Source organism: Streptomyces violaceorubidus (genome assembly GCF_000717995.1).
Classification (GTDB): domain Bacteria; phylum Actinomycetota; class Actinomycetes; order Streptomycetales; family Streptomycetaceae; genus Streptomyces; species Streptomyces violaceorubidus.
Map to the genome: position 1 here is coordinate 235,388 of NZ_JODM01000005.1, position 17,438 is coordinate 252,825.

Here is a 17,438-nt window from a genome sequence, read left to right on the forward strand (position 1 = left end):
GACCGGGAGGGTCTCATGCCGGACGAGGCTGGACAGCGGGAGCCGGAGCAGCAGGGCGGGCCGGACTGGCGGGAGCAGTCGCCCGTCGACAGCCCGGAGGGCTGGGTCGCGGCGCACATACGCCGGTACGACCGCAGCGGCGGCAAGGAGGGGCAGAAGTGGTACGGGCTCGACACCCTGCTCCTCACCACCCGCGGCCGCACCTCGGGAAAGGCGCGCCGCACCGCTGTGATCTACGGCCGGCACGGTGATCGTGTCATCGTCGTCGGTTCGAACGGGGGAAAACCCGAGCACCCCCTCTGGTATCTCAATCTGGTCGCCTGGCCCGAGGCCCATGTCCAGATCGGTGAGGAGCACCTCGATGTGCGCGCCCGCACGGCGACCCCCGAGGAGAAGCCGGAACTCTGGGAGCTGATGACGGGAATCTTCCCGCAGTACAAGAGTTACCAGAAGAAGACCACCAGGGAAATTCCCGTGGTGATCCTCGAGCCCGTCACGGCTTGAGGAACGACAGGAATTCACGGCAGGGAAAGGGAAGGTGTCTGATTTGAACGAGTACACGCGCCGCAGATTCCTCGGCAGCGCGGCGGCGGTCGGCTCGGTCACCGCGGTGGCCACGGTCGTACCGGACGCCCCGGCCGCCGAGGCGGCCGTTCCGCGGGCGGCGGGAGGCGGCGCGTGCGGCCCCGCGACCGGACTCGTCCAGGTGGACCGGACGGACCGGCGCTACCCGGATCTGGTCGGCCGGGGCTTCAACGGGCGCTTCCGCGGCAAGCCCGACACGGTCTACGTCGTGCACACCGCGGACCAGGTCGTCGACGCCGTCGACCGGGCCCTGAAGGCCGGGCGGCGGATCGCGGTGCGCAGCGGCGGGCACTGCTTCGAGGGCTTCGTCGACGACCCCGCCGTGCAGGCCGTCATCGACATGTCCGAGATGCGCGAGGTCTGCTACGACCCGGCCAAGCGCGCGTTCGCGGTGGAGCCGGGGGCCACCCTCGGGGAGGCCTACCGCACCCTGTACCTCGACTGGGGCGTGACCATCCCGGCCGGCGTCTGCCCCCAGGTCGGCGTCGGAGGCCATGTCCTCGGCGGCGGCTACGGCCCGCTCTCCCGGCGCGACGGAGTGGTCGCCGACCACCTGTACGCGGTCGAGGTCGTCGTCGTGGACGCCTCGCGCCGGGCCCGCAAGGTCGTGGCCACCCGGAACGAGGGCGACCCCAACCGCGAGCTGTGGTGGGCCCACACCGGTGGCGGCGGGGGCAACTTCGGCATCGTCACGCGGTACTGGTTCCGCAGCCCCGGGGCCGGCGGCACGGACCCGTCCGCGCTGCTGCCCAAGGCCCCCGAATCCACCGTGCGGCACATCGTGACCTGGGACTGGTCCGCCCTCACCGAGGAGGCCTTCACCCGGATCATCGACAACCACGGGGCCTGGCACGAGCGCAACAGCGAGGCGGACACGCCCTACGCCAGCCTGCACAGCGTCTTCTACCTCAACAGCCGGGCGGCCGGGAACATCCTCCTGGACACACAGATCGACGGCGGACTCGACGGCGCCGAGGACCTGTTGAACGACTTCGTCGCAGCGATCAACGAGGGCACGGGCGTGGAGCCCGCCGTCCAGCGGAGCACGGAGCCGTGGCTGAAGGGCACGCTGGCCAACAAGTTCGACACGGGGGGCTTCGACCGGACCAAGTCGAAGGGCGCCTACCTGCGCAAGCGGTGGACGGCGGACCAAACGGCCACCCTCTACCGCTATCTGAGCGCCGACTCCCAGGTGTGGGGCGAGGTCTCGCTCTACTCCTACGGCGCCAAGGTCAACTCCGTGCCGGAGACGGCCACCGCCACCGCCCAGCGCGACTCCGTCATCAAGGTGTGGATGTCCGCGACGTGGATGGACCCCGCGCAGGACGACGCCAACGTCGCCTGGATCCGCGAGATCTACCGTGACGTCTTCGCCGGCACCGGAGGCGTCCCCGTGCCCGGCGACCATACCGAGGGCACCTTCATCAACTACCCCGACGTCGACCTGGCCGACCCGGAGTGGAACACCTCCGGCGTGCCCTGGCACACCCTCTACTACAAGGGGAACTACCCCCGCCTGCAGAGGGTCAAGGCCCGCTGGGACCCCCACAACGTCTTCCGGCACGCACTCTCCGTGCGACTGCCCGACTGACGGCAGCGGACCGGGGGCGGTGGCGGCGTCGTGCGGCCACCGCCCCCTTCCCGTGCCCGCGCGGCCCGCCCGCCCTGCCGCACCCGGCCTACCGCGGCCCGCCCGCCCGGCCGCACCCGGCCTACCGGGGCCGGTCCGCGAGGAACAGCCCCCGGCCCGACTGGATCTCCCCGACGTAGGTGACCCGCAGACCGGCGCGTGCGAAGGCCTCCTCGTACTCGGCCCGCGTGAAGAGGGTCAACGCGTGCCGCTCCGCGAAGTGCTCCACCCCGAGGCCCGGTTCGGCGACCACGTAGTGCACGACCATGTGCGAGGTGTTCCCCTCGCGCTCCGTGCAGGAGACCCGGGTCATCGTGCGCCGGCCCACGGTCACCGTGTCCCCGCTCACGTGGTGGTCCAGCGATGTCTCCAGGAACCACCAGGGATCGACCGCCACGACACCGCCCGGTGTCAGGTGGTCCGCGAACGAGCGCAGCGTGGAGGTGAGTTCGGCGACGTCCTTCAGATAGGCGATCGAGCCGAACATGCAGGTGATCACGTCGTAGGAGCGGTTCAGGGCGAGGTCGCGCATGTCCCCGCCGTGCAGGACGGCGGCCGGCACCGCGGTGCGGGCCATGGCCAGCATGGCCTCGGACAGCTCCAGTCCCTCGACCTTGTCGAAGAGGTCGGCGAAGTGACGCAGATGCGCGCCGGTGCCGCAGGCGACGTCCAGCAGGGAGGCCGCCTGCCCGTTGCGTGCCCGCACCAGCCCCGCGACGGTGGCGGCCTCCGTCCGGTAGTCCTTGCCGCGGGCCGCGTGGAGCAACTCGTAGATCTCTGCCATCCCGGGTCCGTACATGACGTGGTCCCTCCCTCAGACGGTGCTGCTGAAAAGGCCGGCGTGCTCCGCGGCCCAGCTCGCGAAGGTCCGCGCCTCACGGCCCGTCACCCGGCGCACCGCGTCGCTCACCGGGCCCGGGGTGACGGCCGACTCGGCGAGGTAGTCGAGCAGCATCTCCACGACCTCGGGCGGCATCGCGGCGCTCATCGCGGCCCGCCCGGCCTCGCGGTCGAGCTCCTCGAAACGGATCTCCCGGCCGATCGCCCGGGACACCGCGCGTACCTGCTCCACCTGCGTCAGCGCCTGCGGCCCCGTCACCAGGTAGCTCTCACCCGCGTGCGCGTCCTCCAGCAGCGCGGCCACCACCACGGCGGCGATGTCGGCCTCGTGGACGACCGCGCGGGCGGCCTGCCCGTAGGGAGCGCGGACCACGCCCTGAGTACGGATGGAGTCCCCCCACTTCCACACCGCGTTGCCGGCGAACTCGTCGGGGCGGACGAAGGTCCACTCCGCGCCGCTGTCCTCGACGGCCCGCTCGACCGCCCGGTGGTGCCGGTGGCTGGGATTGCCCTCGTCCTCCAGCACCGAGCTGGACGACAGGACGACGATCCGCCCGACCCCCGCCTTCCGGGCCAGCGCGGCCACCTCCTGGGCGGTCTCGGGCACCGGGAAGAGGTACATCCGGTCGATGCCCTCCAACGCCGCCTGCACGGTCCCCGGATCCTCCAGGTCACCGCGGACGACCTCGACGCCGGCCGGCAGCGCGGCGTCGCGAGGGGAGCGGGTCAGCGCCCGCACCTGATGGCCCGAGGCCACCAGGCCCTGAGTGACATGACGGCCCACCTTGCCCGTGGCACCGGTCAGCAGGATGTTCAAGGCCCCTCCTCGGAGAACGAAGCGGCGCTCCCCGGCCGACTGCCGGAGGCGATCGCGGAACGCGCCCAGCCTGTCCCGCCGGGCTAGAGGACGCGGTGAGCCCCGCTGGAACCGGAGCCGCTCCAGGCGGAGTCGAGCGATCCTGCACCCGTTCTCCTGCCGGCCGGGGGCAGTCTGGCGGGACATCGTCCGCGAGACTGCGAGGGGTTCGCCATGTCAATGGCCGAGCGCAAGGCGCTGTGTCTGGAAATGGTCGCCGCCTGGAACCGGTGGGACCTGAACGGCATCATCAAACACTGGTCGCCGGACATCGTGCACTACTCCGAGGACAACGAGGTCAGTTCGGCCGACATGATCAAGCTCATGGAGGGCGGGATCAAGGCGTTCCCCGACCTCCAGCTCGAAGTCAAGAGCATCATGGCCGAGGAGGACCGGGTGATCCTGCGGATCACCGTGACCGCCACCCACCAGGCCGAGTTCATGGGGGTGCAGCCCACCGGGAAGCCCGTCAGCTGGCACCTGGTGGAGGAGCTGCGCTTCGCCGACGGCAAGGTCGTCGAGCACTGGGACGTCATCAACATGCGTCCGCTGCTCGTGCAGCTGGGCAAGCTGCCGGACAGGCCCAAGGTGGACCTGGAGGGCGCGAGCGCCTGAGTGCCGCCGGCGCGTCCCGCGTCGGCCGCGCCGGTCCGTCGTCGAAGGCCCGGGGTCCGGGAGCGCCCGGCACCCCGGGCCGGCCTCGCGTGCCCGGTCGTTCGCCGCCGGGCGGGCGGCGGCTCACTATGCTGACGCCCGGGCGAGCGGCGGGCAGGCGCACCGCCGCACGAGACGAACGAGGTGACGATGTCGGCGACGCAGTTGCTGGTCCTCGGAGTGGTACGCGGCTTCGGCAGGACGCACGGATACCGGGTGCGGGCCGAGCTGCTGTCCTGGGGGATCGACGACTGGGCCAACGTCAAGCCCGGGTCCATCTACCACGCGCTGCGGCAGCTGGCGAAGGCCGGGCTGCTGACCGCCAGTGAGATCGGGGACTGGCCGGGGCGGGTGGACTACAGCGTGACCCCCGCGGGGGACGCGGAGTTCTTCCGGCTGCTCGTCGACGCCCTCCAACGCCCCGAGCACCGTGCCGACATGCTCAGCGCCGGCCTCGCTCTGATGCCCGCCCTCTCCCGCGGCCGTGCGGTGGAGGTCCTCTCCGCCCGCCTGGAGGCACTTCAGGCCCAGCGCGCGGCGCTGCGGAAGAACGCGGCCGCCTCGCACGCGGCCGGCCTGCCCCCGCACCTCGGCGAACTGCGGGCGATGCGCACGCGGTACGCGGACCTCGGCGTGGACTGGACCCGTGACCTGCTGGAACGGGTGCGGGCGGGGGAGTACGAGATGGCGGACGAGGGCGCGGAGGGCTTCGGAACGCCGGGTTCCTGGCGCGCGCCGGCCGCTCCGCCCGTGTCCTGACGATCCCCCGGTCCGCCGGCCGGGTGGGAGAACGGCCCATCAGAACGACCTATCAGAACGACCAATCAGAACGACCTACTAATCAAACTTGCATAGTGGGTCGTCCGTGCTCTAGCTTGGTGGAGTGGTCAAGTTTGAATAGTGGCCCGATGCCGTTCTCTCCAGGCCCTCGCACCCTCGGGCCCCTCCCGCGTACCGCTCACGGCGCACCGCTTTCGTGACGCGTCAGGACCAAGGAGTCACAGATTGAGTTCACCATCCACCCCTGCCGTCGAGACGGCCGGTCTTGCCAAGGTCTTCGGTGAGACCCGCGCCGTCGACGGCGTCGACCTGGTCATCCCCCAGGGAGTCGTCTACGGCGTGCTGGGCCCCAACGGCGCGGGCAAGACGACGACGATCCGGATGCTGTCCACCCTGCTCACCCCCGACGGCGGAACGGCCCGGGTACTCGGCCACGACGTGGTCAAGGAGGCCGAGGCGGTGCGCAGCCGGGTGAGCCTCACCGGCCAGTTCGCCTCGGTCGACGAGGACCTCACCGCCGCCGAGAACCTGGAACTGCTCGCGCGGCTCCTGGGCTTCTCCCGCACCCAGGCCGCCGACCGGGCCGAGGAACTCCTCGCCGCCTTCGACCTCGAAAAGGCGGCCGGCCGGCAGTCCAAGACCTTCTCCGGGGGCATGCGCCGTCGGCTCGACATCGCCGCGAGCCTCGTCATCACCCCCGACCTGCTCTTCCTGGACGAGCCCACCACGGGACTCGACCCCCGCAGCCGCAACCAGGTGTGGGACAGCGTGCGGGCCATGGTCGCCCTGGGCACCACCATCCTGCTCACCACGCAGTACCTGGACGAGGCCGACCAACTGGCCGACCGGATCGCCGTCATCGACCACGGCAAGGTCATCGCGGAAGGCACCACGGGCGAGCTGAAGTCGTCGGTCGGCACCGGGGCGCTGCACGTGCGGCTCGTCAAGGCCGAGACCCGCCCCGAGGCCTCCCGGATGCTCACCCGCCTGCTGTCCGCACCGGTCTTCCAGGAGTCCGACCCCTTCGCGCTCTCGGTACGCACCGACGACAGCGAGCGGATCGCGGGGGCACTGGGCGAACTCGCCCGCGCCGGGATCGCCGTGTCCGACTTCGCCTTCGGCCGCCCCAGCCTCGACGAGGTCTTCCTGGCCCTGACCGGCCGCCCCGCCGAAGACACCACCGCAGACCAGGAGGAGGACGCGGCATGACCGTCACATCCGAGGCGACCGCCGCCCAGGGCGCACCGAACGACGCCCTGCGCAAGGCGCTCACCAGTCAGATCCGCCCGTCCCGCCCCAACCCGCTGACCGCAGTGCGGGTCTCCGCCTGGCGGACGATGCGGAAGATGAAGCACTACGGCGTGGCCGTGCTCTTCGACGTCACGCTGATGCCCATCGTCTTCCTGCTGACCTTCACCTACCTCTTCGGCGGCGCGTTCGCCGGATCGACCAAGGAGTACCTCCAGTACTTCCTGCCCGGCGTCCTCGTGCAGACCGTGGTGATGCCGACGGTCTACACCGGCACGGCGCTCAACATGGACATCACCCGGGGTATCTACGACCGCTTCCGGACCCTGCCGTTCTGGCAGCCGGCCACGATCGTGGGAAGCCTCCTCGGTGACATCGTCCGCTACGTGCTGGCGCTGACCACGACGATGGCGGTCGGTCTCGCCCTGGGCTTCCGGCCCGACGGCGGAGTGGGCGGAGTGCTGTCGGCGATGCTGCTGCTCCTGGTCTTCGCGGTGAGCGTCAGCTGGATCTTCGCCGCCCTCGGCGTGGTCGCCAAAGCGCCGGAGACGGTGTCCGGCACCAGCATGCTGGTGATGTTCCCGCTGGTCTTCACGAGCAACATCTTCGTGAAGCCGGACACGATGCCCGGCTGGATGGAGGCGATCGTGAACGTCAACCCGGTCAGCAACGCCGCCACCGCCGCCCGCGGACTGATCCACGGGGACGCCAGCGGCTCGGACATCGGCTGGGTCCTGCTGGCCTGCGCGATCATCACCGTGATCTTCGCTCCGCTGACCATGTACCTCTACCGCGCCAAGAGCCGGAGCTAGCGGACCCCGCCCTGCCCGCCCGGGACGCGGGCAGGGCCCCCCGAACGCCACGGCAGCCAGGACCGGTTGTTCTCCCCCGTCGGCCGCTCCTGCGCTGCCGTGGCTCCCTACGTCACCGCGTGCGCGTCACGCGTCCCCGCCGGCCGGCCCCGGGTCCGCCGCCGTCACGTCGAGCAGCCGGTACCGGTCGATCGCCTGCTTCAGCACCGACCGGTCGACCTTGCCCTCCCGGGCCAGCTCGCTCAGCACGCCCACCACGACCGACTCCGCGTCGATGTGGAAGAACCGCCGCGCCGCCCCGCGCGTGTCCGCGAAGCCCCAGCCGTCCGCGCCCAGCGACTGGTACGTCCCCGGCACCCACCGCGCGATCTGGTCCGGCACCGACCGCATCCAGTCGGACACCGCCACGAACGGCCCCTGGGCGCCCGCCAGCTTCCGGGTCACGTACGGCACCCGCTGCTCCTCCTCGGGGTGCAGCAGGTTGTGCTCCTCGCAGGCCACGGCCTCGCGCCGCAGCTCGTTCCAGGAGGTCGCCGACCAGACGTCGGCGCGCACGTTCCACTCGGCGGCGAGGATGCGCTGCGCCTCGACGGCCCACGGCACGGCCACGCCCGAGGCCATGATCTGCGCCGGGATCGAGCCGCCCGTGCCCTCGCTGAACCGGTACACGCCCTTGAGGATGCCCTCGACGTCCACGTTCTCGGGCTCGGCCGGGTGCCGGATGGGCTCGTTGTAGACGGTGAGGTAGTAGAAGACGTCCTCGCCGTGCGGGTGCTGCTCGTCCCCGCCGTACATCCGGCGCAGCCCGTCCTTGACGATGTGCGCGATCTCGAACCCGAAGGCCGGGTCGTACGCCACGCACGCCGGGTTGGTCGAGGCCAGCAACTGCGAGTGGCCGTCCGCGTGCTGGAGGCCCTCGCCGGTCAGCGTCGTACGGCCCGCGGTCGCGCCCAGGACGAAACCGCGCGCCAGCTGGTCGCCCATCTGCCAGAACTGGTCGCCGGTGCGCTGGAAACCGAACATCGAGTAGAAGACGTAGACCGGGATGAGGGGCTCGCCGTGCGTGGCGTACGCCGAGCCGGCCGCGATCAGCGAGGCCGTGCAGCCGGCCTCCGAGATGCCGTCGTGCAGCATCTGCCCGTTCGGCGCCTCCTTGTAGGCGAGCAGCAGATCGCGGTCCACGGACTCGTACTGCTGCCCGAGCGGGTTGTAGATCTTCGCGCTCGGGAAGAACGAGTCCATGCCGAACGTGCGGTACTCGTCCGGCGCGATCAGCACGAACCGCTTGCCGATCTCCTTGTCCCGCATGAGGTCCTTCAGCAGTCGCACAAAGGCCATCGTCGTCGCGATGGACTGCTGACCGGAGCCCTTCTTCACGGTCGCGTACGTCTTGTCGTCCGGCAGGGGGAGCGGCTTCGAGCGGACGACCCGGGTCGGCACGTACCCGCCGCAGCCCAGGCGCCGGTCGTGCATGTACTGCATCTCCTCGGTGTCCCGGCCCGGGTGGTAGTACGGCGGCGGGCCCGACTCCAGCTCCTTGTCGGAGATCGGCAGGTGCAGCCGGTCGCGGAAGCGCTTGAGGTCGTCGACCGTCAGCTTCTTCATCTGGTGCGTGGCGTTGCGGCCCTCGAAGTTGGGGCCCAGCGTCCAGCCCTTGATGGTCTTCGCCAGGACCACCGTCGGCTGGCCCTTGTGCTCCAGCGCCGCCTTGTACGCCGCGTAGATCTTGCGGTGGTCGTGGCCGCCGCGGCCCAGGTGCAGGATCTGGTCGTCGGTCATGTTCTCGACCATCGCGCGCAGCCGGTGGTCGTCGCCGAAGAAGTGCTCGCGGATGTAGGCACCGGACTCGGTGGCGTAGGTCTGGAACTGGCCGTCCGGGGTGGTGTTCATGCGGTTGACCAGCAAGCCGTCGCGGTCCTGGGCCAGCAGCGGGTCCCAGGTGCGGTCCCACACCAGCTTGATCACGTTCCAGCCGGCGCCCCGGAAGATCGACTCCAGCTCCTGGATGATCTTGCCGTTGCCGCGCACCGGACCGTCCAGGCGCTGGAGGTTGCAGTTCACCACGAAGGTCAGGTTGTCCAGGCCCTCCCGGGCGGCGATGGACAACTGGCCCAGCGACTCCGGCTCGTCCATCTCGCCGTCGCCGAGGAAGGCCCACACGTGCGACTTCGAGGTGTCCGCGATCCCGCGCGCGTGCATGTAGCGGTTCATCCGGGCCTGGAAGATCGCGCCGATCGGGCCGAGGCCCATGGAGACCGTCGGGAACTCCCAGAAGTCCGGCATCGACCGCGGATGGGGGTACGAGGACAGCGCGTGCGGCGCCCTGGACTTCTCCTGGCGGAAGCCGTCGAGGTGCTCCTCGCTGAGCCGGTCCAGCAGGTACGCGCGCGCGTAGATGCCCGGCGAGGCGTGTCCCTGGAAGAAGACCTGGTCGCCGCCGTCGCCCTCGTCCTTGCCCCGGAAGAAGTGGTTGAAGCCCACGTCGTACAGGGAGGCGGAGGAGGCGAAGGTCGCGATGTGGCCGCCGACGCCGATACCGGGCCGCTGCGCGCGCGAGACCATCACCGCCGCGTTCCAGCGGGTGGCGTTGAGGATCTTGCGCTCGATCTCCTCGTTGCCGGGGAAGAACGGCTCGCTCTTGGTCGGGATGGTGTTGACGTAGTCCGTGCTGCGCATCTCGGGCACGGCCACGCGCTTCTCGCGGGCCCGCTCGATCAGCCGCAGCATCAGGTAGCGGGCCCGCTCCCGGCCGCGCTCGTCGACGGCGGCGTCGAGGGAGTCGAGCCACTCCTGGGTTTCCTCGGGATCGAAGTCAGGAACCTGACTCGGAAGGCCGCCAATGATGATCGGACTGCGATCACTGCGATCGGATGCGGAAGCCACGCTGTTCCTTCGCTGTCAGAGGGCCGTTTCTCCGGGTTCATTCCCCGGGGGTCTGCACCGATTCCCCCGCCGGTTCCCCATCGTGTACCTCGCGGGGGCAATCGTCATCTGTACCGTGGGGTAACCGGTCCTCCCACGAGGATCGGGGGCACGTTCATTCGAGTCTCGTACCCACACATGGTTCCCAAATACGCAAACGGGGCAGATAGGTGTGGTGTACGTCACCTTCGGGCCGGACGGCATGGCTGGAGTTGCGGCGACACGGCCGGGATCGTCACCGTTTCGGCGGTCCCAGACGCCGGGTACTTGCGCGATCCGTCCCGCCCGTGTGGACTACGGCCAAGCCTCGCGCACGCGCGTGGCTCGACACATCTACCGAAACATGATCAGGAGGCAACCCGTGAGCGCGACCGCGGACCACGCGGAGGAGCGGACGAACCCTGCCGCCAGGCTGGGTTTCCAGCCCGGGCAGGTGGTCCAGGAGATCGGCTACGACGACGACGTCGACCAGGAGCTCCGCGAGGCCATTGAGGGCGCCGTCGAGGGCGAGCTGGTGGACGAGGACTACGAGGACGTGGCCGATGCCGTCGTGCTGTGGTTCCGTGACGACGACGGCGACCTGACGGATGCGCTGGTGGATGCCACCACGTACATCGAAGAGGGCGGGTCGATCCTCCTTCTCACGCCGAAGACCGGCCGTGACGGGTACGTCGAGGCCAGTGACATCTCGGAAGCCTCGACGACCGCCGGACTGACGGCGTCCAAGAGCGTCAGCGTCGGCAAGGACTGGAGCGGCAGCCGGCTGGCGACGCCCAAGGCCGCCAAGTCCAAGCGGTAGCCCGCCGGGCTCCGTGACACCCCGGACCCCGGACGGGCCGGCAGCCGAGCGCTGCCGGTCCGTCCGGCGGTCCGTGACCGTCCCTGCGTAGGGTGTTTCCAGCGAGACACTCATGGAGCACCTCCTGCGGAAGGGACGACGGGACATGGCGATCCAGGTCGGCGACAAGGCCCCCGACTTCGAGCTGAAGGACAACCACGGCGCGACCGTCCGGCTGTCCGATTTCCGCGGCCGCAAGAACGTCGTGCTGCTCTTCTACCCGTTCGCCTTCACCGGTGTGTGCACCGGCGAGCTGTGCGAGGTGCGCGACAACCTGCCGCAGTTCTCCGACCGGGACACCCAGGTGCTCGCCGTGTCCAACGACTCCATCCACACCCTGCGCGTCTTCGCCGAGCAGGAGGGCCTGGAGTACCCGCTGCTGTCCGACTTCTGGCCGCACGGCAACGTCTCGCGCGCCTACGGCGTCTTCGCCGAGGACAAGGGTTGCGCCGTCCGCGGCACCTTCGTGATCGACCAGGAGGGCGTGGTGCGCTGGACCGTGGTCAACGGTCTGCCGGACGCCCGCGACCTGAGCGAGTACGTGAAGGCGCTCGACGCCCTGTGACCGGTGCCCGCCGAGCCGACACCGCGTGAATTGTCGGTTCCCGGGACTGCGGGGCGCGGGAACCCGTCACTAGGATCGACTCGTTGATCCGATATCCACGCACTACGGGGCACCCCGCCCCTGGACACCAATGGAGGACTCGTGGGAGTCAGCCTCAGCAAGGGCGGCAACGTTTCGCTGACCAAGGAGGCCCCCGGCCTGACCGCGGTCATCGTCGGTCTGGGGTGGGACATCCGCACCACCACCGGGACCGACTTCGACCTCGACGCCAGCGCGCTGCTGCTGAACAGCGGCGGCAAGGTCGCCAGCGACGCGCACTTCATCTTCTTCAACAACCTGAAGAGCCCGGACGGATCGGTCGAGCACACCGGCGACAACATCACCGGTGAGGGTGAGGGCGACGACGAGCAGATCAAGATCAACCTCGCCACGGTCCCCGCCGACATCGAGAAGATCGTCTTCCCGGTCTCGATCTACGACGCCGAGAACCGCCAGCAGTCCTTCGGCCAGGTGCGCAACGCGTTCATCCGCGTCGTCAACCAGGCCGGCGAGGCCGAGATCGCCCGCTACGACCTGAGTGAGGACGCCTCCACGGAGACCGCCATGGTCTTCGGCGAGCTGTACCGCCACGGAGCGGAGTGGAAGTTCCGCGCCATCGGCCAGGGCTATGCCTCCGGCCTGCGCGGGATCGCCCAGGACTTCGGCGTGAACGTCTGAGCGACCGAACGGGCGGGGCGAGGCCCCCGATCGTCCGGCGAGGCCACGGTCTCGATACGTCCGGCGCCGCACGGTTTACGTGCGGCGCCGGACGCGCAGGAAACCAAGAACCGTCACCCGGGGAGGGACCATCACCATGGGCGTCACGCTTGCCAAGGGCGGCAACGTCTCCCTGTCCAAGGCCGCACCGAACCTCACACAGGTACTGGTCGGGCTCGGCTGGGACGCGCGTTCCACCACCGGAGCACCCTTCGACCTCGACGCGAGCGCACTCGTGTGCAGCAGCGGCCGGGTGCTCGGCGACGAGTGGTTCGTCTTCTACAACCAGCTCAAGAGCCCGGACGGCTCGATCGAGCACACCGGCGACAACCTCACCGGTGAGGGCGACGGCGACGACGAGTCGCTGCTGGTCGACCTCGCCAAGGTGCCGGCCCACTGCGACAAGATCGTCTTCCCGGTGTCCATCCATATGGCCGACGAGCGCGGCCAGACCTTCGGCCAGGTCAGCAACGCCTTCATCCGGGTCGTCAACCAGGCCGACGGCCAGGAACTGGCCCGCTACGACCTCAGCGAGGACGCCTCCACCGAGACCGCGATGATCTTCGGCGAGCTCTACCGCTACCAGGGCGAGTGGAAGTTCCGTGCGGTGGGGCAGGGGTACGCGTCGGGGCTTCGGGGCATCGCTCTAGACTTCGGAGTCAACGTTTCGTAAAGCCGAGTACGGCGCGGGGGAGCCCCGTACACACACGATTGGGTAGCCAGTGCTTCTGAAAACCTTCGGCTGGTCGTTCGCGGTCACCGCGCTCGGCCTGGTCGCGGCGGTCTTCTACGGGGGGTGGACCGCCTTCGGCATCGTGGCGATCCTCTCCGTCCTGGAGATCTCGCTGTCCTTCGACAACGCGGTGATCAACGCCGGGATCCTGAAGAAGATGAACGCCTTCTGGCAGAAGATCTTCCTCACCATCGGTGTCCTCATCGCCGTGTTCGGCATGCGCCTGGTGTTCCCTGTCGTGATCGTGGCGATCAGCGCCCAGCTCGGGCCGATCGAGGCGGTCGACCTCGCGCTCACCGACAAGGACCGCTATCAGGAGCTGGTGACGGACGCCCATCCGTCGATCGCCGCGTTCGGTGGCATGTTCCTGCTCATGATCTTCCTCGACTTCATCTTCGAGGACCGGGACATCAAGTGGCTGGCCTGGCTGGAGCGTCCGCTGGCCAAGCTCGGCAAGGTCGACATGCTGTCGGTCTGCATCGCCCTGATCGTGCTGCTGGTCTCCGCGATCACCTTCGGCGCCCACGCCCACCAGCACGGCGGCGCCCATGTCGACAAGGCGCAGACGGTTCTGTTCGCCGGCATCGCCGGTCTGATCACCTACATGATCGTCGGTGGCCTCTCCGGCTTCTTCGAGGACAAGCTCGAAGAGGAGGAGGAGCGCGAGCACGAGGCGGAAGAGGAAGCCGAACGCACCGGCAGGCCCAAGTCGGCCGTCAGGCTGGCCGGCAAGGCCGCGTTCTTCATGTTCCTCTACCTGGAGGTCCTGGACGCCTCCTTCTCCTTCGACGGGGTCATCGGCGCCTTCGCCATCACCAACGACATCGTCCTGATGGCCCTCGGCCTCGGCATCGGCGCCATGTACTTGATCCCCGGGCCGGGGCGCGCCCCCGGTGCGCCCGCACCCCTGGTGTGAACCCGGCCCGTACGAGGAACGCTCTGAGCGGGGCGGCCGACGAGGACGACTCCTCGGGGCCGCCCCGTCGGCGGTGACGCGAAGGTGGGGGCGGGAATGGGCTTCTTGGACGGGCTGTGGCGCGGCCGCGAGTCCGAGTTCGACTCGGGCAGCGCGGCGACCAACTCCATCCAGCTGACCAAACGGCACAGCCAGGTCTCCCTGACCAAGCAGGGCGCGGCGACCGGCAATCTGCGCATCAACCTCTCCTGGCGGATGCGGACCTCCGACATCTCGGGTGTCCAGCGGGAGAGCCTGCTGCGGCACCCCTTCAAGGCGCTCAAGCCCCCCGAGGTCGTCGGCCACAGCCAGAGCATGGTCAACGTCGACCTCGACCTCGGCTGCCTCTACGAACTCAAGGACGGCACCCGCGGGGTGGTCCAGCCCCTCGGCGGCTACCTGGGCGACGTCAACGCCCCGCCCTACGTCAAGCTCAGCGGCGACGACCGCTTCGGCTCGGCCTCCGGCGAGACGATCTACGTCAACCTCGACCACAAGGACGCCATCAAGCGCCTGCTGCTCTTCGCCTACATCTACGACCAGACCCCCGCCTTCGACCGGACCCACGCCGTCGTCACGCTCTACCCGAGCAACGGGCCCCGCATCGAGATAGGCCTCGACGAGCGCCATCCGCAGGCCCGGTCCTGCGCCGTGGTGATGATCGAGAACGTCAAGGACGAGATCCTCGTCCGCCGCGAGGTGAAGTTCGTGTACGGCTTCCAGGGCGAGCTGGACCGGCTGTACGGCTGGGGCCTGCAATGGGGCCGGGGACACAAGAGCAAGGCGGAACGATGAGCCCCGGCCCACCCCGCCGGGCCTCCCGCGGCAGGACTCGCCCCCCTGGCGGTCAGCGGCCGATGAACTGCGGCCCCTGCGGGGGCAGCCGGAAGTCCGGATCGGGGGCCCCGGTGACCGGCTGCGGATAGCCGTAGCCGGACTGCGCCCCGGTGACCCCGGCCGCGGCGGGCGCCTGCGGATACCCCTGCCCGGGGTGGCCGGGGGCCGGCTGGGGATAGCCGTAGGCGGGCTGGGCCGCGGGCGGCTGCTGGGGATAGCCGTACGCGGGCTGCGCCGGTACGCCGGTGGGCTGCTCCGGCGGCAGTGGCCGCGAGACCCCCGGAAGGGGCTGCACGGCGGTCGGATGGTCGGGGTCGACGACCTGCGGAGCGGGCATGGACCGGGCGGCCGTGGGCTGCTCGGGCGTGGCCTGGGAGGGGGCGGACGGGGTGGCCGCGGCGGACGCGGCGGTGGGCGCCGTCGGGGCCGGTTCGGGCCGGGGGGCCGACATGGGGTCGTCCGCGCCCTCCGACTCGTCCACCGAGATGCCGAAGTCGGTCGCCAGGCCCTTGAGCCCGTTGGAGTACCCCTCGCCCAGCGCCCGGAACTTCCAGCCGTCCCCGCGCCGGTACAGCTCGCCGCAGATCAGCGCCGTCTCCTCGCCGGTCTCCGGTGTGACGTCGAAGTACGCCAGCGGCTCCGCGTCGGCCGCCGCGTCGTGCAGCAGGATGCGCAGCGACCGGACGCGGTCGAAGGGCACGCCGTCCGCCGAAGCGATCAGCAGGATCCGGCCGACGGCGGGCTCGACACCGGCCAGATCCGTCTGGATGGTGTCGGTCAGACCCTCGGCGACGCGCTTCTTGCCGAGTCGCCAGACCTGGCCGGAGGGGTGCCGTGGCTGGTTGTAGAAGACGAAGTCCTCGTCGGAACGCACGCGTTCGTCAGGTCCCAGCAGCAGTGCGGACGCGTCGACGTCGGGAACCCCCTGCCCGGGAGTCCAGCGCAGCACGGCGCGTACCGTGGTGGCTTGCAGCGGGACGTTCGACCCCTTCAGCATCGCGTGCGTCATGCCGTCATCCTGCCTTCTCGGTCCTGGTCACGACAACGCGGGGGGCGGGTACCCGGCCTGTGTCCGCCCGCCCCGGGTCGCCGTCGCCGACACGGCCGGGTTACCTGGAATTCATGCCCGGTGGGAACCTCCGACATGGATACCCACGTACTATTACCGGCCACCTTTCGACGATTCCAGGTCGCCCAGACACCACGGGGGAGTTAAAATGCGTCATTTCGGACAGATAGCCCCTGATGTGCGGAAGCGTCTCTTTCATCAGGAGCCCTGCTCCTTCACGGCGGACTCGCCGGCCAGGCTGCTGTCCGCGGCCCTCGGTGCCACGCTCTACAGCCCGGCCACCCGGCCGAGCCTCGCCGAGGGCATCCTGAAGCAGGGCGCGCGCGGAGTGGTGTCGATGGTGCTGTGTCTGGAGGACTCGATCGACGACGCCGACGTACCGGCCGGCGAGGAGAACCTCGTCCGTCAGCTCACGGACCTGGAAGAACGTTCCGACGCCGACGTCCCGCTGCTGTTCGTCCGGGTCCGCACCCCCGAGCAGATCCCCGACCTCGTACGGCGCCTCGGCCCCGCCGTACGGCTGCTGTCCGGGTTCGTGCTGCCGAAGTTCACCGAGGAACGCGGCATGCCCTTCCTGGAGGCGCTCGCCGCCGCCGAGACCTCCAGCGGCCGCAGGCTCTTCGCCATGCCCGTGCTCGAGTCCCCGGACCTGCTGTACCGGGAGTCCCGGGTCCAGACGCTGGAGGGCATCTTCCGCGCGGTCGACAAGTACCGGGACCGCGTGCTCGCCCTGCGGCTCGGCGTGACCGACTTCTGCTCCTCCTACGGGCTGCGCCGGGGCCCCGACATGACGGCCTACGACGTCCAGATCGTCGCCTCCGTGATCGCCGACGTGGTCAACATGCTCGCCCGCGCGGACGGCACCGGATTCACGGTGACCGGGCCCGTGTGGGAGTACTTCCGCGTCCAGGAGAGGATGTTCAAACCGCAACTGCGGCAGAGCCCCTTCCTCGAGGGGCAGGCCGTCGAGCTGCGCCAGAAACTCATCGAGCACGCCATGGACGGCCTGCTGCGCGAGATCTCCCTGGACCAGGCCAACGGACTGCTGGGCAAGACCTGCATCCACCCCTCGCACGTGCTCCCCGTGCACGCGCTGTCCGTGGTCAGCCACGAGGAGTTCAGCGACGCCCAGGACATCCTGCGGCCCGAACGGTGCGGCGGAGGCGTGCTGCGGTCGGCCTACACCAACAAGATGAACGAGGTGAAGCCCCACCGCGCCTGGGCCGAGCGGACCCTGCTGCGCGCCGAGGTCTTCGGGGTGGCGAACGAGGACATCGGCTTCGTGGAACTGCTCGCCGCCGGCCTGTCCGACTGAACGCCGGACGACTGAACGCCGGACGACTGAACGCCGGACGACC

Annotated in this window: 16 protein-coding genes and 1 pseudogene; 13 read left to right on the forward strand and 4 right to left on the reverse strand. The window is 69.9% G+C overall.

The window, feature by feature from the left end:
- The first annotated feature begins 15 nt into the window (after positions 1 to 15).
- Both IE94_RS0110250 and IE94_RS0110255 read left to right on the forward strand, forming a co-directional pair.
- A complete protein-coding gene (locus IE94_RS0110250) occupies positions 16 to 504 on the forward strand; it encodes a nitroreductase family deazaflavin-dependent oxidoreductase (RefSeq protein ID WP_030181378.1) in 489 nt (162 codons plus the stop codon).
- 43 nt (positions 505 to 547) lie between these two features.
- Positions 548 to 2,176: an FAD-binding oxidoreductase gene (locus IE94_RS0110255; RefSeq protein ID WP_030181381.1), complete on the forward strand. Its 1,629-nt coding sequence runs from the start codon at positions 548 to 550 to the stop codon at positions 2,174 to 2,176.
- Between the two features lie 121 nt (positions 2,177 to 2,297).
- On the opposite strand, the gene IE94_RS0110260 is transcribed toward IE94_RS0110255, so the two are convergent.
- A complete protein-coding gene (locus tag IE94_RS0110260) occupies positions 2,298 to 2,999 on the reverse strand; it encodes a class I SAM-dependent DNA methyltransferase (protein WP_245235213.1) in 702 nt (233 codons plus the stop codon).
- A 30-nt stretch (positions 3,000 to 3,029) separates the two neighbouring features.
- Complete coding sequence (locus IE94_RS0110265) at positions 3,030 to 3,872, reverse strand: NAD(P)H-binding protein (RefSeq protein ID WP_030181387.1); 843 nt, start codon at positions 3,870 to 3,872, stop codon at positions 3,030 to 3,032.
- 213 nt (positions 3,873 to 4,085) lie between these two features.
- On the opposite strand from IE94_RS0110265, the gene IE94_RS0110270 reads away from it, so the two are divergent.
- The 4 genes from IE94_RS0110270 (at position 4,086) to IE94_RS0110285 (ending at position 7,405) form a co-directional block, all read left to right on the forward strand.
- Positions 4,086 to 4,526 carry an ester cyclase gene (locus IE94_RS0110270; protein ID WP_051777406.1) on the forward strand — a complete coding sequence of 147 codons (441 nt, stop codon included), beginning with the start codon at positions 4,086 to 4,088 and terminating at the stop codon, positions 4,524 to 4,526.
- 189 nt (positions 4,527 to 4,715) lie between these two features.
- Positions 4,716 to 5,324, forward strand: a complete 609-nt coding sequence (locus IE94_RS0110275; RefSeq protein WP_037922232.1) for a PadR family transcriptional regulator — start codon at positions 4,716 to 4,718, stop codon at positions 5,322 to 5,324.
- 246 nt (positions 5,325 to 5,570) lie between these two features.
- Positions 5,571 to 6,554, forward strand: coding sequence for a daunorubicin resistance protein DrrA family ABC transporter ATP-binding protein (locus IE94_RS0110280; protein ID WP_030181394.1), 984 nt, complete (start codon positions 5,571 to 5,573; stop codon positions 6,552 to 6,554).
- Positions 6,551 to 7,405 carry an ABC transporter permease gene (locus IE94_RS0110285; RefSeq protein WP_030181397.1) on the forward strand — a complete coding sequence of 285 codons (855 nt, stop codon included), beginning with the start codon at positions 6,551 to 6,553 and terminating at the stop codon, positions 7,403 to 7,405. Before IE94_RS0110280 ends, IE94_RS0110285 begins: the two co-directional genes overlap by 4 nt.
- 126 nt (positions 7,406 to 7,531) lie before the next feature.
- Here IE94_RS0110285 and aceE read toward each other — a convergent pair whose 3' ends face one another.
- A complete protein-coding gene (gene aceE / locus IE94_RS0110290; RefSeq protein WP_030181400.1) occupies positions 7,532 to 10,288 on the reverse strand; it encodes a pyruvate dehydrogenase (acetyl-transferring), homodimeric type in 2,757 nt (918 codons plus the stop codon).
- A 400-nt stretch (positions 10,289 to 10,688) separates the two neighbouring features.
- Here aceE and IE94_RS0110295 point away from each other — a divergent pair, with 400 nt between their 5' ends.
- From IE94_RS0110295 to IE94_RS0110320, 6 genes and pseudogenes are all read left to right on the forward strand, one after another.
- A complete protein-coding gene (locus IE94_RS0110295; RefSeq protein ID WP_007449195.1) occupies positions 10,689 to 11,126 on the forward strand; it encodes a DUF3052 domain-containing protein in 438 nt (145 codons plus the stop codon).
- A gap of 145 nt (positions 11,127 to 11,271) precedes the next feature.
- On the forward strand, positions 11,272 to 11,730 hold the full coding sequence (locus tag IE94_RS0110300; protein WP_030181406.1) for a peroxiredoxin: 459 nt from the start codon (positions 11,272 to 11,274) through the stop codon (positions 11,728 to 11,730).
- A gap of 141 nt (positions 11,731 to 11,871) precedes the next feature.
- On the forward strand, positions 11,872 to 12,447 hold the full coding sequence (locus tag IE94_RS0110305) for a calcium homeostasis/redox stress adaptation protein (protein ID WP_003976436.1): 576 nt from the start codon (positions 11,872 to 11,874) through the stop codon (positions 12,445 to 12,447).
- A 136-nt stretch (positions 12,448 to 12,583) separates the two neighbouring features.
- The gene (locus tag IE94_RS0110310; RefSeq protein ID WP_030181409.1) at positions 12,584 to 13,159 is read left to right on the forward strand and encodes a TerD family protein; all 576 of its coding nucleotides are present in this window, start codon (positions 12,584 to 12,586) and stop codon (positions 13,157 to 13,159) included.
- Between the two features lie 49 nt (positions 13,160 to 13,208).
- Positions 13,209 to 14,087 (forward strand): annotated as a pseudogene (locus tag IE94_RS0110315) (DUF475 domain-containing protein); the annotation flags it as partial.
- A gap of 144 nt (positions 14,088 to 14,231) precedes the next feature.
- Positions 14,232 to 14,969 carry a TerD family protein gene (locus IE94_RS0110320; protein WP_030181412.1) on the forward strand — a complete coding sequence of 246 codons (738 nt, stop codon included), beginning with the start codon at positions 14,232 to 14,234 and terminating at the stop codon, positions 14,967 to 14,969.
- 52 nt (positions 14,970 to 15,021) lie between these two features.
- Here IE94_RS0110320 and IE94_RS0110325 read toward each other — a convergent pair whose 3' ends face one another.
- Positions 15,022 to 16,020: a TerD family protein gene (locus tag IE94_RS0110325; protein WP_030181415.1), complete on the reverse strand. Its 999-nt coding sequence runs from the start codon at positions 16,018 to 16,020 to the stop codon at positions 15,022 to 15,024.
- Between the two features lie 208 nt (positions 16,021 to 16,228).
- Here IE94_RS0110325 and IE94_RS0110330 point away from each other — a divergent pair, with 208 nt between their 5' ends.
- On the forward strand, positions 16,229 to 17,395 hold the full coding sequence (locus IE94_RS0110330) for an HpcH/HpaI aldolase/citrate lyase family protein (protein ID WP_030181426.1): 1,167 nt from the start codon (positions 16,229 to 16,231) through the stop codon (positions 17,393 to 17,395).
- Positions 17,396 to 17,438: the final 43 nt, after the last annotated feature.

Excerpts from the sequence above, each read along its gene's own strand:
- IE94_RS0110330 (WP_030181426.1), top strand. The coding sequence starts at position 16,229 with ATGCGTCATTTCGGACAGATAGCCCCTGATGTGCGGAAGCGTCTCTTT.
- IE94_RS0110325 (WP_030181415.1), bottom strand. The coding sequence starts at position 16,020 with ATGACGCACGCGATGCTGAAGGGGTCGAACGTCCCGCTGCAAGCCACC.
- IE94_RS0110300 (WP_030181406.1), top strand. The coding sequence starts at position 11,272 with ATGGCGATCCAGGTCGGCGACAAGGCCCCCGACTTCGAGCTGAAGGAC.
- IE94_RS0110285 (WP_030181397.1), top strand. The coding sequence starts at position 6,551 with ATGACCGTCACATCCGAGGCGACCGCCGCCCAGGGCGCACCGAACGAC.
- IE94_RS0110275 (WP_037922232.1), top strand. The coding sequence starts at position 4,716 with ATGTCGGCGACGCAGTTGCTGGTCCTCGGAGTGGTACGCGGCTTCGGC.
- IE94_RS0110320 (WP_030181412.1), top strand. The coding sequence starts at position 14,232 with ATGGGCTTCTTGGACGGGCTGTGGCGCGGCCGCGAGTCCGAGTTCGAC.
- IE94_RS0110310 (WP_030181409.1), top strand. The coding sequence starts at position 12,584 with ATGGGCGTCACGCTTGCCAAGGGCGGCAACGTCTCCCTGTCCAAGGCC.
- IE94_RS0110260 (WP_245235213.1), bottom strand. The coding sequence starts at position 2,999 with ATGGCAGAGATCTACGAGTTGCTCCACGCGGCCCGCGGCAAGGACTAC.
- IE94_RS0110270 (WP_051777406.1), top strand. The coding sequence starts at position 4,086 with ATGTCAATGGCCGAGCGCAAGGCGCTGTGTCTGGAAATGGTCGCCGCC.
- IE94_RS0110250 (WP_030181378.1), top strand. The coding sequence starts at position 16 with ATGCCGGACGAGGCTGGACAGCGGGAGCCGGAGCAGCAGGGCGGGCCG.